General features: G+C 57.2%; 15 protein-coding genes and 2 pseudogenes. 12 read left to right on the forward strand and 5 right to left on the reverse strand.

The annotated features are described in order from the left end of the window. Nucleotides 1-233 precede the first annotated feature (233 nt). From ACLH0I_RS02515 to ACLH0I_RS02535, 5 genes are all read left to right on the forward strand, one after another. Nucleotides 234-1520, forward strand: coding sequence for an OprD family porin (locus tag ACLH0I_RS02515; protein ID WP_250961865.1), 1287 nt, complete (start codon nucleotides 234-236; stop codon nucleotides 1518-1520). A 290-nt stretch (nucleotides 1521-1810) separates the two neighbouring features. Beyond that, on the forward strand, nucleotides 1811-2557 hold the full coding sequence (locus ACLH0I_RS02520; protein ID WP_250961866.1) for a 2OG-Fe dioxygenase family protein: 747 nt from the start codon (nucleotides 1811-1813) through the stop codon (nucleotides 2555-2557). A gap of 13 nt (nucleotides 2558-2570) precedes the next feature. Continuing rightward, nucleotides 2571-3008 (forward strand): GNAT family N-acetyltransferase, encoded by a 438-nt coding sequence (locus ACLH0I_RS02525; RefSeq protein WP_186707274.1) that lies wholly within the window; start codon nucleotides 2571-2573, stop codon nucleotides 3006-3008. After that, nucleotides 3005-3718, forward strand: a complete 714-nt coding sequence (locus tag ACLH0I_RS02530) for an AzlC family ABC transporter permease (RefSeq protein ID WP_053117411.1) — start codon at nucleotides 3005-3007, stop codon at nucleotides 3716-3718. The genes ACLH0I_RS02525 and ACLH0I_RS02530 overlap by 4 nt, the downstream gene beginning before the upstream one ends. Further along, nucleotides 3697-4014, forward strand: a complete 318-nt coding sequence (locus tag ACLH0I_RS02535) for an AzlD domain-containing protein (protein WP_122565219.1) — start codon at nucleotides 3697-3699, stop codon at nucleotides 4012-4014. The genes ACLH0I_RS02530 and ACLH0I_RS02535 overlap by 22 nt, the downstream gene beginning before the upstream one ends. On the opposite strand, the gene ACLH0I_RS02540 is transcribed toward ACLH0I_RS02535, so the two are convergent. Then, nucleotides 3931-4857, reverse strand: a complete 927-nt coding sequence (locus tag ACLH0I_RS02540) for a LysR family transcriptional regulator (RefSeq protein ID WP_411386215.1) — start codon at nucleotides 4855-4857, stop codon at nucleotides 3931-3933. The genes ACLH0I_RS02535 and ACLH0I_RS02540 overlap by 84 nt on opposite strands. Before the next feature lie 449 nt (nucleotides 4858-5306). Between ACLH0I_RS02540 and ACLH0I_RS02545 the strand changes: the two genes are divergently transcribed. From ACLH0I_RS02545 to ACLH0I_RS02560, 4 genes are all read left to right on the forward strand, one after another. Continuing rightward, nucleotides 5307-5597, forward strand: coding sequence for a type II toxin-antitoxin system RelB/DinJ family antitoxin (locus tag ACLH0I_RS02545; RefSeq protein ID WP_411386216.1), 291 nt, complete (start codon nucleotides 5307-5309; stop codon nucleotides 5595-5597). Continuing rightward, a complete protein-coding gene (locus tag ACLH0I_RS02550) occupies nucleotides 5563-5877 on the forward strand; it encodes a type II toxin-antitoxin system YafQ family toxin (protein WP_411386217.1) in 315 nt (104 codons plus the stop codon). The genes ACLH0I_RS02545 and ACLH0I_RS02550 overlap by 35 nt, the downstream gene beginning before the upstream one ends. 96 nt (nucleotides 5878-5973) lie before the next feature. Beyond that, nucleotides 5974-6384, forward strand: a complete 411-nt coding sequence (locus ACLH0I_RS02555) for an MbcA/ParS/Xre antitoxin family protein (RefSeq protein ID WP_060739641.1) — start codon at nucleotides 5974-5976, stop codon at nucleotides 6382-6384. After that, nucleotides 6384-7061: an RES family NAD+ phosphorylase gene (locus ACLH0I_RS02560; RefSeq protein ID WP_411386218.1), complete on the forward strand. Its 678-nt coding sequence runs from the start codon at nucleotides 6384-6386 to the stop codon at nucleotides 7059-7061. The genes ACLH0I_RS02555 and ACLH0I_RS02560 overlap by 1 nt, the downstream gene beginning before the upstream one ends. A 138-nt stretch (nucleotides 7062-7199) precedes the next feature. On the opposite strand, the gene ACLH0I_RS02565 is transcribed toward ACLH0I_RS02560, so the two are convergent. The 4 genes from ACLH0I_RS02565 to ACLH0I_RS02580 all read right to left on the reverse strand — a co-directional run bounded on the left by ACLH0I_RS02565 (nucleotide 7200) and on the right by ACLH0I_RS02580 (nucleotide 11162). Further along, entirely contained in the window at nucleotides 7200-8807 is a 1608-nt protein-coding gene (locus ACLH0I_RS02565) for a methyl-accepting chemotaxis protein (protein ID WP_411386219.1), read from the reverse strand. 285 nt (nucleotides 8808-9092) lie between these two features. Beyond that, nucleotides 9093-10358, reverse strand: a complete 1266-nt coding sequence (locus ACLH0I_RS02570) for a type II toxin-antitoxin system HipA family toxin (protein ID WP_411386220.1) — start codon at nucleotides 10356-10358, stop codon at nucleotides 9093-9095. Then, nucleotides 10351-10602 (reverse strand): helix-turn-helix transcriptional regulator, encoded by a 252-nt coding sequence (locus ACLH0I_RS02575; RefSeq protein WP_250961871.1) that lies wholly within the window; start codon nucleotides 10600-10602, stop codon nucleotides 10351-10353. The genes ACLH0I_RS02570 and ACLH0I_RS02575 overlap by 8 nt, the downstream gene beginning before the upstream one ends. 281 nt (nucleotides 10603-10883) lie before the next feature. Next, a complete protein-coding gene (locus tag ACLH0I_RS02580; RefSeq protein WP_411386221.1) occupies nucleotides 10884-11162 on the reverse strand; it encodes a DUF3077 domain-containing protein in 279 nt (92 codons plus the stop codon). A gap of 498 nt (nucleotides 11163-11660) precedes the next feature. Here ACLH0I_RS02580 and ACLH0I_RS02585 point away from each other — a divergent pair, with 498 nt between their 5' ends. The 3 genes and pseudogenes from ACLH0I_RS02585 (at nucleotide 11661) to ACLH0I_RS02595 (ending at nucleotide 12785) form a co-directional block, all read left to right on the forward strand. Next, a complete protein-coding gene (locus ACLH0I_RS02585) occupies nucleotides 11661-11900 on the forward strand; it encodes a type II toxin-antitoxin system RelB/DinJ family antitoxin (protein WP_411386222.1) in 240 nt (79 codons plus the stop codon). Then, a pseudogene (locus ACLH0I_RS02590) lies at nucleotides 11893-12181 on the forward strand (type II toxin-antitoxin system RelE family toxin); the annotation flags it as partial. The gene ACLH0I_RS02585 and the pseudogene ACLH0I_RS02590, both read left to right, overlap by 8 nt. 438 nt (nucleotides 12182-12619) lie before the next feature. Next, a pseudogene (locus ACLH0I_RS02595) lies at nucleotides 12620-12785 on the forward strand (type II toxin-antitoxin system HicA family toxin).

Genomic DNA, 12785 nt, shown 5'->3' on the forward strand with positions numbered 1-12785 from the left:
TTTTGCCTAATTAAAGACGATTCACGAAATTGACACGCTCTTGAGGGCGCGACTAGGATTCGCCCTACGCCTGTGGCTGACAGCCATGACTCTTAAATAATAAAAAGGCCCGACACGATCAGACGTGGGCGGGCCTTTTCATTATTTCCAGGAGCAAGAGTCCGAAAAAGAGCGCAAAGCGCCATTTCGGCTGCTCGCCGCAGTGCGTATCAACCCGTACAAGGAAAATAATCATGTTGAACAAGCGCATTAGTTTGATCGCACTGGGGATCTTGAGCACGACACACGCCATGGCCAATGACCAGGCGGAGTCAAAGGGGTTCGTTGAAGACAGCAGCTTGAAAGTGCTGTTGCGCAACGCTTATATCAACCGCGACTACAAGGACGGCAGAGAGGACAAGGCCGAATGGGGCCAGGCGGCCATCGGTACGTTCTCGTCCGGTTTCACCCAAGGCACGGTGGGCGTGGGTGTCGATGCCTTTGGCCTGTACGCGTTGCGTCTGGATGGCGGCAAGGGGCGTAGCGGTGCGCAAGGCATCGATTTCTTCAAGCAAGGCGACAGCGGCAGCGCGGCCGATGACTTGTCCAAGTTCGGTGCGGCGGTCAAGTTCCGCGTTTCCAATACCGTACTGGCCTACGGTGACCAGATGCCGGCCCTGCCAGTGCTGAGCTATGACAATTCGCGCCTGCTGCCGGAAAGCTACACCGGCACGCTGATCACCTCCAAGGAGATCAAGGGGCTGGAACTGAACGCCGGTCGTTTCACCGCCGAATCGCGCAAGAGCGCCGAAGGCCATGACAGCGGTGGCCTGAAGTCGATCAACGTGTTGGGCGGCAGCTATCAGTTCACCGAGCAGTTCAAGGCATCGCTCTACGCCTCGGATGTCGAAGACGTATTGAAGAAGCAATACGTAAACGCCAACTACGTGTTCCCACTGGCCAAGGATCAATCCCTGACCCTGGACTTCAACGGTTATCGCACCAAGCTGGACGACAGCTACGTTCGTGAAAACAACGTCACCGGCGACGACAACAAGATCTGGAGCCTGGCCGCTACTTTCGCCACTGGCCCGCACAGCTTCACGCTCGCCCACCAGCGCAGCACCGGCGACAGTAACCTGGGCTACGCCTACGGCGGCTATCAGCGCGAGCAGAACCGTGTGGGTGATGGCGGCAACACGATCTACCTGGCCAACTCCTACTGGTCCGACTTCAACGCTGAAGATGAGCGCAGCTGGCAGTTGGGCTACGGCCTGGACTTCAGCACCTTCGGCGTACCGGGCCTGACCTATAACGTCGCTTATGTACGTGGCGATAACATCACCACGTCCACCAGCGAAGGCGGGACCGAGCGCGAGATCTTCAACCAGTTCAAGTACGTGGTCCAGAACGGCCCGGCCAAGGACTTGAGTGTCAGGTTGCGCAGCTCTGTGTTGCGGGTGTCGCAGAAATCCAGCGAGTACAACGTCAGCGGCAATGAGCTGCGGGTGTTCGTGGATTATCCGATCAGCGTCTTCTGAGGCCTGATCAGGTTGTAAGTCGATAGCCGTGGCGAGGGAGCAAGCTCCCTCGCCACAGTTGATTCATGCCTGCCTGAAGTGAACAGCATGTCGACGCCAAGCTCGGGTTCTTTTGGCTTTTAGCCCAAGAAAAGCCGCTGGAATCGCCTGTTTTCCCGAGAAAAAGTCGTCTTTATGTAACGTTGCCCGCCATTTCAAGCGCCGCTTGAAATGCCTCAAATACTTTCTCATGGACGTAAATCCTGCACCTACTAGATTAGGCCGCTCAACGCAGTGGAGACCTATGAAAAATGATCGTTCTGAACAGGGAAGTGGGCGAAGCGCTGAGACGTGACAAATACGTCAACGTTCGCGGTGGGGACTTCAACCTCTACGGTCATTTCGGCGACTTTGTCCGGCTGACCAAAAGCTGGGAAAACATGGAGCCCGACAGTTATTACGGCCAGGCCGAGTCAGGCATGCGTTTTCGCCGCTACAGCGACTTCGAATACAACCCCACGACCCGTGAGCTCACGCAGCTCGAACACCGGGCCTACGTTCAGTCCAAGGCCAACAACAGCTATGTCGGCGGACTGGAGCGGCACTTCGAGGATTTCTCCAACGAAGTGATCAACTCGCCGGTGATGCGCAGCCTGATCGACACGGACTTCGAGGTGTACAAGAACGTCCTGCCGCAGGAACTGCATGATGAAATCTGGCAGTGCCAGATCCATCAGATCCGCATCGAGATCAAGCCGGGCAAACAGCTGGAAATCACCCCTGAAGGGATTCACTGCGACGGTTATCCGTTCAGCGGCGTGCACTTCTGGGGCCGTCAGAATGTGGCGGGGGCGGAAAGCCGCTTGTACACCGCCCAGGAAGAACAGCTGGCGGCGACGACCTACGAGGACATTCTCGACACCACGTTTTTCCTGGATCGCGACATGCGCCATTACGTAACCCCGGCGCGCAACACCCATAGCCATGACATGGCGTACCGGCAGATCCTCGCCATTTCGTTCTCGCGGCCCGGGACCGCTTTCGACATTGTTCGCTGAACGGCTCGAACCCATGGACGACCTGACGCAGCAAGTCCTGTTGCGTCGGGCCATGGTCCGGGACGCCGAGCGGCTGGAGCGGTTCTTTCGCGGTTTCGACGAAGTGTCGTTCTGCGAATGGCAGGATGCCCGATTCTTGCGCGGTGTGTTGTTGCAGGACACCACCACCGCGTACCTGGCTATCGATGCGAGCGGTGAAGTGGTGGGCGCTGTGATCGGCGGCATGCTCGGCACCCGCGGCACGATCAATCACCTGGCGGTCAGCCCGCAGCATCGCACCAAAGGCCTGGGCCAGCGCCTGGTCGAAGCGGCATCGGCAGACATGAAGCGGGTGGGCGTGCTGCGCATGTTCCTTTTCGTCGACGATGCTAATCTGGCCGGCAAGCGTTTCTGGGCCGCCCAGGGGTTCTGTGAACCTCGGGGTGAAATCACCTTCGAGAGGGATTTATGAACAAGACTTCCAGCCAGCCGCTGGCGGTCGAACCACAAGCCTCGCGTACCTTTGCTGAAGCCAGTCCGGTGGTAGCGGGTTATTTCACGGTTTCGTTTGTGTTCGGTCTGATGGCGGTCAACGCCGGGCTGCCCCTGTGGTTGCCGGTGGCGATGTGCCTGTTCGTCTACGCGGGCGCTTCGCAATTCGCAGCGCTGGCGTTGATTTCCAGCGGTGCCTCGCTGACCACCATCGTGCTCACCACGTTCCTGATCAATGCCCGCCACATGCTGATGTCGGTCTACATGGCCAAGGCCCTGCGCGCGCTGGGGCTCAGTCGCTTCGAACGCTGGTGCTACGCGGCGGGGCTGACGGACGAGTCGTTCGCGTTCCACAGCGTCAAGCTCGGCAGCGGGGCGCCGGTGAGCGTGCGCTACCTGGTCGGCTTCAACCTGTTCTGCCATACATCCTGGGTGCTCGGTGGCTTGCTGGGCGCAGTGTGTGCGCAATATGCGGCGCACCTCATCAAATACCAGCTCGACTATGCCCTGACGGCGATGATGCTCTATGTGCTGGTTTCGTTATGCGACACCCGCAACAAACTGATCGCGGCCCTGGCGGCTGTCGTCTGCATGGGCGGGCTGAGCCTGCTGGGCAGCTCGCCGTTCAATGTCTTCATTGCCACGTTCGTTGGCTGCGGGGTAGGCGTATGCCTGACCAAACGTTCCTGATCCTGGTCGTGGTCCTGATGATGGCCGTGACCTTCCTGCCGCGCGCCCTGCCGCTGCAGATCAATACCGACCACTGGCCGCCCTTCGTCGCCCGTGCCTTGGAATACCTGCCCGTGGCGATCGTCGCTGCCATCAGCCTGACGCCATTGTTGATCAAGGACCAGCAGATACAACTCGATCGCCCTGAGTTTTATGCCGCGATTCCGACGCTGTTATGTGCGTATTTCAGCCGCAACCTGTTTCTCAGTGTGGCGCTGGGCACGGCGGCGTACATCGCGCTCGGCTCGCTCCTGTAGCGTCAGGTCCACCACATCGTGCAGCGCCTGGCCAGACAACTCCGCATTGTTCACCGCCAGGCGGACTTCAAGAAAGTCCTCGAAGTCCGGAAAAATCGCCAGGCCGTTGCGCAGCGCCGCTTCCCGGGACACCAGCCCCAGGCCATCGAGCTGCGTGATCAACGACAGCGTCAGCGTCTCACTGCAGGAATACACCATGCGCTGGCTCGACCCGTATTCACCCAGGCCGGCGTCGAGAAAGCGCAGGAAACTGTGGGAATACGGACATTCTTCTGCCGGACGCACCTGAAACTTGTCGCCGAGCAAACCAAGGGAGTCGTCTTCGTCGCCACAATGGGCACCGACCACGCGCACCTGCACATCCGGCATGGTGATGCTGGTAAAACCGCCCTGTTGCTGCCCGATCAGGATCGCCAGGTCAAAATCCTCGTTCTTGAGCTTGCTCAGGTTCTCCATCGACTCGGCATAGCTGAATTCCAGCTGATACTGGGGGAATACAGCGATCAACCGATCGATCATCCGCCGGTTGAACTCCGCTGGCAGGGTGGTATTGAGCGCCACTTTGAGCGTGCGCTGTCGCGGCGTCTTGAGCGCTGCGACTTTTTCTTCCAATTGTCGGGTGGCAACCAGCACCTGGTCCATGAAGGGCGTCAGTTCCGAGCCCTGGCTCGTCAACGTCAGGCCTTTGTTCGAACGCCGGAACAACCGGAAACCGAACTGCTCCTCGACCTTGTTCAACTGCGCCGCCAATGCCTGCACCGTGAGGCACGAATGCTCGGCCGCTGCCGACAACGAGCCGGTCTGCACGATACGCATGAGGTTGCGTAGGGTTCTGCTATCCATGAGGTAATGCCCTCTGCTTAAGTGGGCTCGCTATTGTTGTGCACCTGGGTCAGGCCAGGGGTCATGCTGGCTATCATCATGCACCTTGCCACGCTTGTCGCGATTTTGTGCCGAAAAGCGCCGGGAGGCGATGGTTGGAGCTTATGCGGGATTTGGAGGTTTTGCCCAGTCGTTGCTGGCCGGGATCAGTTAGCAGGGTCAAAGGTGGACTGTCTTGCGAAAAATCCTGCGTGAGTCTCGGAACACTCCCAACATCATGGCTGATCGCTCTGATATCCGTCCTTGGAAACTCAGGTTGAAATACACCCCTTAATACAGGCGATGCCAAACCTGCTGTTATCCATGCAAGGCCGCTTATCCACCTGACGTTGACCCATGGCGGCAGTCTCACCACAATGTTTTTGAGGTAGCGCCAATGTAGCTACAAATTTAGCGATGAGGTTTATTTCATGGGTGCATTATTAAAAACCACCGACGTGCGTTGCCGCATTGATGAGGACTTGAAGGCTCGTGCCACCGAGGTTTTGAACGCCTGCGGATTGAGTGTTAGCGACGCGATGCGTCTTTTCCTGCGCCAGGTTGTTGAGACTCAGGGGCTTCCATTCGAAATACGAGTGCCTTCGGACAAGACCGCCCGGGCCATGACTGAGGCACGGGATATCCGTCAACGATTCAACTCGATAGACGACATGCTGAGAGAGGCTGATGGCGAAACCGGGAGAAAAGCAAAAGCGCGCTGAATTGCCGAAGCAATGTGCATATACGTCTGAATTCAAAAAATCCTGGGAGCGTTACAAACGGGCAGGGCGGCGTGATATGAATGAAGTGCGTCATGTGATGGTCATGCTTTTTTTGGGTGAGCAGCTACCGAGCGAATACATGGATCATGCCTTGACTGGTCACTGGGTTGGATTTCGAGAGTGCCATATTGGCGGTGACTTTCTGTTGATTTATGAGCATTCGCGCCCGAACCTGGTTACGTTTGTTGACTTGGGAAGTCATGCCGAATTGTTCAAATAGGGGATCTTTGTGATTCACTTATGAATAAAAACTTAAAAATAATCCATATCTGTACTATCCTCTAAGCACCACCCCGCTACAAAGGAGCCCAAACCCATGGCGACTTCCTCCATCACCCTCAACGCACAGCAGCAATTGGATTCCCCGGACGCGGGTCGAGTCGCGTTGAAGTTTTTCTTCAACCTCATGGCGCTCTGGGGTTGCAGCGTCGAGCAGCAGCGTACTTTGTTGGGCAAGGTGGGCAACACGACCTTCTACAAGTACAAGCAATTGCCGGAAAACGTGAGGCTGCCTCGCGATACGCTGGAGCGCATTTCCTACCTCATGGGTATTCACAAGGCGCTGAGCATCATCTTCAGCAACAGCCGGGACCGTGCCTATCAGTGGGTCAGCAGCCCCAACACTGCTGCACCGTTCAACGGCCAATCGGCGCTGTCCTACATGTTGACCGGTCGGGTGGTGGACATCGCTGATGTGCGACGATACCTCGACGGAGTGCGCGGCTGATGCTGCCACCACTGGCGGACCCGCAATGGAAACGGGCCTATCGGATCGTCAACAGCAGCTTCCCGCCGATTTCGCTGTTTGAAGACGTACTTGACCCCGAAGACCTGCCCACCGCCTACGCACTGGAAGCGTTGACCAACGATCGGCTGATGGAACAGGCTGGGGTGCTGTCCCGGGTACGCCCCGAGGACCGTATTTCCGGGCCCGGTTCCTCGCCGGTGATGGCGGCGTTTACTCACATCGGCAAGAGCAGCCGCTTCAGCGACGGCACCTTCGGCGTCTATTACGCCGCCAGCAGCCAGGAAGCGGCCATTGCCGAAACCTGCTACCACCAGGCACGATTCCTCGGCGCGACCAACGAGCCCGATCTCGAGTTGACCATGCGCACCTACGTCAACAAGGTCGTCAAACCCTTGCACGACATCCGCCACGATTATCCCCACCTCCACGACCCGGACCCTACCGCCTACGGTCCATCTCAAGTGTTCGCCCGACAACTGCGTGAAACCCTGTCGTGGGGGCTGCTGTACAACAGCGTCCGATTGCCCGGCCACGAATGCGTGGCCGCGTTTCGCCCGCCGGCGGTTTCGATTCCGGTGCAGGGCAAGCATATTCGGTATGTCTGGAGTGCCCAGAAGCGGGAGATTTCGTTTGTGTTTGAGGTGAGTCAGGTGTGAGTCAGGCTTTTAGGGTGTTTTATGGCTGGGCAATAATTATTGCCCAGCCATAATTTCCAATAATTCGCGATTATTGAAAGCAGAGGCTGCTATGCAGCCCACGGGAGCAAGCTCCCTCGCCACAAGAGCGTCTATTGATCAAATCTTGAACTGCTGCACCGAAGCCTGCATCGACCCCGCCGCATCGTTCAATTGATCCGCCGTTTGCGTCAGATTGTGAATGGAGCGGGTGTTTTCACGGGACTGCTCGGCAATCGACTCCACACGCTGGGCCATTTCATCACTGGCTTTGGACTGCTCGGCGATGGTCTGGGAAATTTCCTCCACCACTTCGGCCGCATGCCGGGCGCCGGTGCGGATTTCGCTGATGGACACCCCGGCCTGTTGGGCCAGGTTGACGCCTTCGTCCACACGGCTGACGCAGGCCTGCATGTTCGCCACCGCGTCCCGGGCGCTGGACTGGATGCGCTCGATCATCGCAGTGATTTCCTGGGTGGACTGCGTCGTGCGCGCCGCGAGGTTGCGCACCTCATCGGCCACCACCGCAAAACCACGCCCCGCCTCACCGGCGCGGGCGGCTTCGATGGCAGCGTTGAGGGCCAGTAAGTTGGTCTGTTCGGCGATGCTCTTGATCACCTGGATAATCGAATGAATGTCTTCGGATGAGGCGTCCAGCGCCGTGATCTTGCTGGACGACTGGTTGACCACCTCGGCGATCCGGTTCATGCCTTCCACCACCCCGAGGATCACCTGGCCACCGCTGCTCGCCAAATGCTCGGACTGCGCCGAAATCGTCCGGGCGCTGTCGGCGTGCTGATGGATCTGGCTGATGTTCGCCATCATCTGCTCCATGCTCGCGGCCATGCTGGTGGCGCTCTGGGCCTGTTGATCGGCGCTGGACACAATCTCCCGCGCCGTATTACCCAAATTCTGGGAGGTGCCGTGCAATTCATCGCTCTGGCTGCGGATCGTGGCGATCATCTGCCGCAGATTGGACTGCATCTGCTCGATCACGCCCTGCAACTGACCCAACTCATCCTTGCTTTGGGCCCCCATCGAGCGCTGCAAATCCCCTTGGGAAATCGCCTGGGTATTGAGGATGATCTTGTTCAGCGGCGTCAGCACCGCCTTGAGCAGGCTCCACGACAACAGCGCCAGCGCCACGCAAGTGGCCAGCAACGTCGCGATCAGCCAGCGCTCCGAAGTCTGAATGCTGTGGTCCTGATGCTCACGCGATGACTGCGCCTGGTTTTCGATCAGCTCGCTCACCGCTTCGTTGCGCTCCTCCAGCGCCGAAAACGCCCCGTCGAACTCCGCCCGCAACGCATGGCCGTCCTGGGCACCGCCCAAGGCCTTGCCAATGATTTGCTTGGCTTTATCGATGTAGGTCTCGACCTGTGGCTTGAGCTCGACAATCGCCTTGGCGACATCCCCCGGCAACTTCGCCTCGGCGTTTTCGGCGATGACCTTGCGCATCCGCTGCGTATGCTCATCGAACGCCTCCAACACTTCCTTCGCCCCCTGGGCATCCCCCGGCTTCACCAGCAGGGCGGCGAGCACATCGGCACGAATGGCGTCGTGCATCATGTCCGCCTCCATGTGCTTGCGCATGGCCGAGATACTGGTCTCGTTCTGCACCAGGGCCTCGGTCATGGAGTGATAACCCCATAACCCGATACCGCCAAGCAGCAGCGCAAAAGAAAGACTGACCAACCCCGAGCCTATGACCTTGGTGCGGATTTTCATCGCTTACTGCTCCTTGGAGCGGGGGAATTCTGGGAAGTGTAGTCGAGCGCAAGCGGAGCCTTGGAACAGGCAATGCCCTTATTCGAGGCTATCGGCGGGGGAAATGATTAGATGAGCCCGTGGCGAGGGAGCTTGCTTGCGCTGGGCTGCGATATAGGTAGCCCGTTCCTTTTACCAGCTCTATCGCACGCACCGGTTTTACGGCGGATTCGCCTCCGAGCGGGAGCAGGCTCCCCTTGCGACGGGGGCCGGCACGCTCAAGATCCTTGCAACCATAAGCCGAGTTCATTTTTGCGCCAATGGCTTCTCCCTGAAGCGCAACGGTGCCGAGTCATAAAGTGCGGCAAACCGGCCCGCGTCCCACTCTCCTCGCATACCCTCCAGCAACCCTCCATCGATTCGATACCCGCTGCTTGCCAGCGCCTGGCTCATCGCATCGGCGATTCGTTCGATGATCAAGGCGGGCTTATCGACTTTGCAATGCTTACGACCGAACTCGATCAATTGCTTGCGATCAGGATAAGTTTTTACCTTGTTCATCTTGATCGCCAATGTGCGGTCTACCAGCGAACGGCCAGACTTGGGGTTGTAGTGTTCATAAACCGTGGTGGTGGTGACATCAAAAACCGGCGCCAATCGCACGCTTTCCAGTGCGTCTGGATGCGTATAGATAACACCAAAGTTTTTTAGATGGGCGTCGCCGTTGCGCACCATCACCGAGAGGCACACCGAAGAAAAAAAGCGCTCCAACTCGCGAAGCGGTTCAGCATGACGGCATACCTGTTCCACTACTGCGGCAAGAATTTCGTAGCTTTGGGAGTATTTGTAATTGTCGTGGGGGTCTTTATGCAGGCCGAGCAATACCGCCATGTCTTCGAACCCCAGCCGTCCGGAAGGGGTCAGGTCGAACCTCTCCATAACAAACAACTCGCCGTTTTCCGAGAGCCAGAATGGCGGCGTTTCAAGCCCTGCCAGGCGTGCCGCCTCCAGGCAAAGGAATTCGTTTTGCGCCAGATGGGCATACTCCTCAGCACCGGATTTAACGATCAGATCGGAGCTGAGCATGGTTTTTCGATCACCCGTCAGCTTGTCCAAGTCAGGCACGAGCACCTTGGGCTGCACACCCGAAATACCCGACTCGAAATACGTATCGACCAGAAAATCAAAAACGCTTTGTGAAATGTCCGCCGACAGAATGTCCTGCAGTCCGACCTGAGCAAGAACAGGCACCGAAGCCTCGACAGGATTTAGATAGCTGAGTCGCCCGATTTGATTGCCGCCTATTATCGACAGCAGGCGCATATCATCGACCTGCATATGCCTGGCCATCCGACGCTTGATCTGGTCCGCCAGAAAACCCTCAGGCACATTCATGTCGAATATAGGATGAAGGACATTGCTAACTGAAGGCGTAGGGTCATAGGGCATGACCAGCGAAACCTCCCGAGGCGCCTCGGCACTGGCATACGCAAACGAGAACTGCGAACCTTTGGACAAGTCGCCGCTATAGCCTTGTGGTGTCATGACATTGAGCAACTTGACCCTACTCATCATGTTCCACCAGATCTGCCAGGGATTTGAGATCAATGCGTTTGTCGACGATTTCCAGTGCCATTCCCAATGCAGACACGACCCGAAACACGGTGTACATGGCCACGTTTTCACCGGCTTCGAGGTCGATGATCGTCTTGCGATTGCAGTGGGCTTTTTCAGCGAGACGTTGTTGGCTGTAGCCTTTGGCACGGCGCAGCGAACGTATTCTTTCGCCGAGAGCTGAAGGATTGAGAATGAGCATGATGTCCACCATAACGGACTTTTTGCTAGAGAGCCCTGAGTATGTCCTTAATAGCGGACATTTCAAGCGTCTTGTGACGGGCATCCCGAATGGGAAAGTGACATTCAGCATACTGACCGCTGATCACACCACCTGAAACTTTGCTTCTGAAAATCTCGTAGGAATTTGCTTCCTGTGGCGAGAGAGCTTGCTCCCGCTGGGCTGAAACAGCCCTTCCCTCATCCGCTCCCGCAAATAAAATTCAATGCTGCCCTCTCAGAGCAGCATTGCAGTGGCAGCCCTTAGGCCGGATTGCTCCCTGGCGCCTCAAGCACCTTCACCACATCATCGATGACGGCCTTGCTCATATCCTGCAAATAACACGACGCCCAGGCATACCGATCCGTACTGCGAATCATCGCCGCGTCCTCGGCCAGGACCTTGGCAACGTGGAGCAGGTCGGAGGCGTGGGACAGGGCTTCGCCGATGGGGATGCCGCTGTTGACGCGGAAGAGCGGGCGGTCGGAGTGGTAGCAGAAGGGGGTTAGGCCTGGGGTTTTGAGGTCTCTGGGATGGGTCATTGCGCTCCTCCATTTGTCAACTGGCGGCGGGCGGTGACTAGCAAAGCGATAAAGCGAGGCTGCAGCAGATCCATGGCATGCATCGATAAACTCCCATATCAAATGAGAGCTGCCACGTTCGTTCTCAGGCGAATGGGTGGCAGCTGTGCGCAGGCTGAGAAACCGGAGATACAGGAACCCGGCAGACCCGAAGGTCTCCCACGCACAGCCGCCATTGCACGGAATGCGGACATAAAAAAACGCCGCAAAACGTGGTTCGGGCGCTGTAGCGCCTGCATCTTACTCGGGTTCTCAGGCCCGGTCGCTGAATTGGCAGCGACGGTTGGAGGGTAGCGGGCGATTGGGTAGGGTGCAATCGTGGCGCGATGCTGGCGGGTGAGGTTTAGGTAGCGATGCGTGCTCGGCGCTGGAGCAGGAACATGGGTGAGTTCTGGGCTTGCCGGAAGCAAGCTTTTCTTTCACTGTAAAGACCAATGTCATTACAGTGAGGGCCATCTTATGGCTTCCATCAACGTCCGTATCGACGACGACCTAAAGGCGCGTGCATACCGCGAACTGGAAAAACTCGGCGTGACCCCTTCTGAGCTGATGCGCCAAGCCTTGCAGTACGTAGCGGAGCGCGGCCAGTTACCGTTCAAGCCCGTCCTGACGACCGAAGACGATGAAGCCTTGATCGCAACGGTGCGCGAGCGACTCGCAGCTCCGCGGCGGGTTAAGGTTTCGCTAGACGACCTATAGCCTCGAATTCGATGCACGGGCACTAAAGGAATGGCAAAAGCTAGGGAATCCCGTCCGTGAGCAGCTCAAAAAAGAAGCCCACTACGATCCTGGCCAATCCGCGTATCGAAGCAAACCGACTGCATGCCTTTCCTGATTGCTACAAGATTAAGCTGCAAAGCAGCGGTTATCGGTTGTTTTATCAGGTGATTGATCAGGAGGTCGTGGTGTTTGTCGTGGCCGTCGACAAATGTGAACGAGATCAGGTTTATCGGAAAGCGGCTGAGCGATTAGGTGGTTGAGTTCGGCGGTCGGTGCGATCATCGAAAAGGTGATCAAAATAATCCATTTTTTTTGCGCCCCCCTATAAATACTCTTAGTCAGGAACAACCTCGGCCATTTTCGGCTGAGGTCCACTCCTCCTGGCTGGAGTTCAACTCATGAAAACCATGATCTTGTTTGGTAACGATACCCCGGTCGACAGTTCAACCCATATTTGGTTGATGACGATCGGTAACGTGGCCTATTTCATTCCTCGTCGGTGATCTCGATGTCCGATGGTCATTGGGGCCATCGGACATTGTTGCCTCTTAGCCCGCTTGGCGCATATGAAGGCTTATTCCACGGCACCAAAAGGGAGACTGATGGGCATCGCCCGGCAAATCGAAGCGCAACATAAATGTTGCGAGCGCATCTTTTTTGTTGCACGGTGTGCTCCACCGAAACGGCGAAGGATGCACATGAAATACAGCGAGTTTCGGCGATGGTTGAAAGCCCAAGGGGTTGAGTTTCAACCCAGGAAGGGCAGTCACCTCAGGTTCCTTGAATGGCAGGTCAACTGTGTTTCCCGACCATGGAGCCAAGGAAATGGGTGAAGGATTGAGGCCTAGCTGTACCGGTAGTTGA

It is taken from the genome of Pseudomonas sp. MPB03 (genome assembly GCF_046605385.1).
Classification (GTDB): Bacteria; Pseudomonadota; Gammaproteobacteria; order Pseudomonadales; family Pseudomonadaceae; genus Aquipseudomonas; species Aquipseudomonas zanjanensis.

What these genes read in the sequence shown, in the direction of transcription:
- ACLH0I_RS02515 (WP_250961865.1), top strand. Translation starts at nt 234, where the DNA reads ATGTTGAACAAGCGCATTAGTTTGATCGCACTGGGGATCTTGAGCACG.
- ACLH0I_RS02520 (WP_250961866.1), top strand. Translation starts at nt 1,811, where the DNA reads ATGATCGTTCTGAACAGGGAAGTGGGCGAAGCGCTGAGACGTGACAAA.
- ACLH0I_RS02525 (WP_186707274.1), top strand. Translation starts at nt 2,571, where the DNA reads ATGGACGACCTGACGCAGCAAGTCCTGTTGCGTCGGGCCATGGTCCGG.
- ACLH0I_RS02530 (WP_053117411.1), top strand. Translation starts at nt 3,005, where the DNA reads ATGAACAAGACTTCCAGCCAGCCGCTGGCGGTCGAACCACAAGCCTCG.
- ACLH0I_RS02535 (WP_122565219.1), top strand. Translation starts at nt 3,697, where the DNA reads ATGCCTGACCAAACGTTCCTGATCCTGGTCGTGGTCCTGATGATGGCC.
- ACLH0I_RS02540 (WP_411386215.1), bottom strand. Translation starts at nt 4,857, where the DNA reads ATGGATAGCAGAACCCTACGCAACCTCATGCGTATCGTGCAGACCGGC.
- ACLH0I_RS02545 (WP_411386216.1), top strand. Translation starts at nt 5,307, where the DNA reads ATGGGTGCATTATTAAAAACCACCGACGTGCGTTGCCGCATTGATGAG.
- ACLH0I_RS02550 (WP_411386217.1), top strand. Translation starts at nt 5,563, where the DNA reads ATGGCGAAACCGGGAGAAAAGCAAAAGCGCGCTGAATTGCCGAAGCAA.
- ACLH0I_RS02555 (WP_060739641.1), top strand. Translation starts at nt 5,974, where the DNA reads ATGGCGACTTCCTCCATCACCCTCAACGCACAGCAGCAATTGGATTCC.
- ACLH0I_RS02560 (WP_411386218.1), top strand. Translation starts at nt 6,384, where the DNA reads ATGCTGCCACCACTGGCGGACCCGCAATGGAAACGGGCCTATCGGATC.
- ACLH0I_RS02565 (WP_411386219.1), bottom strand. Translation starts at nt 8,807, where the DNA reads ATGAAAATCCGCACCAAGGTCATAGGCTCGGGGTTGGTCAGTCTTTCT.
- ACLH0I_RS02570 (WP_411386220.1), bottom strand. Translation starts at nt 10,358, where the DNA reads ATGAGTAGGGTCAAGTTGCTCAATGTCATGACACCACAAGGCTATAGC.
- ACLH0I_RS02575 (WP_250961871.1), bottom strand. Translation starts at nt 10,602, where the DNA reads ATGCTCATTCTCAATCCTTCAGCTCTCGGCGAAAGAATACGTTCGCTG.
- ACLH0I_RS02580 (WP_411386221.1), bottom strand. Translation starts at nt 11,162, where the DNA reads ATGACCCATCCCAGAGACCTCAAAACCCCAGGCCTAACCCCCTTCTGC.
- ACLH0I_RS02585 (WP_411386222.1), top strand. Translation starts at nt 11,661, where the DNA reads ATGGCTTCCATCAACGTCCGTATCGACGACGACCTAAAGGCGCGTGCA.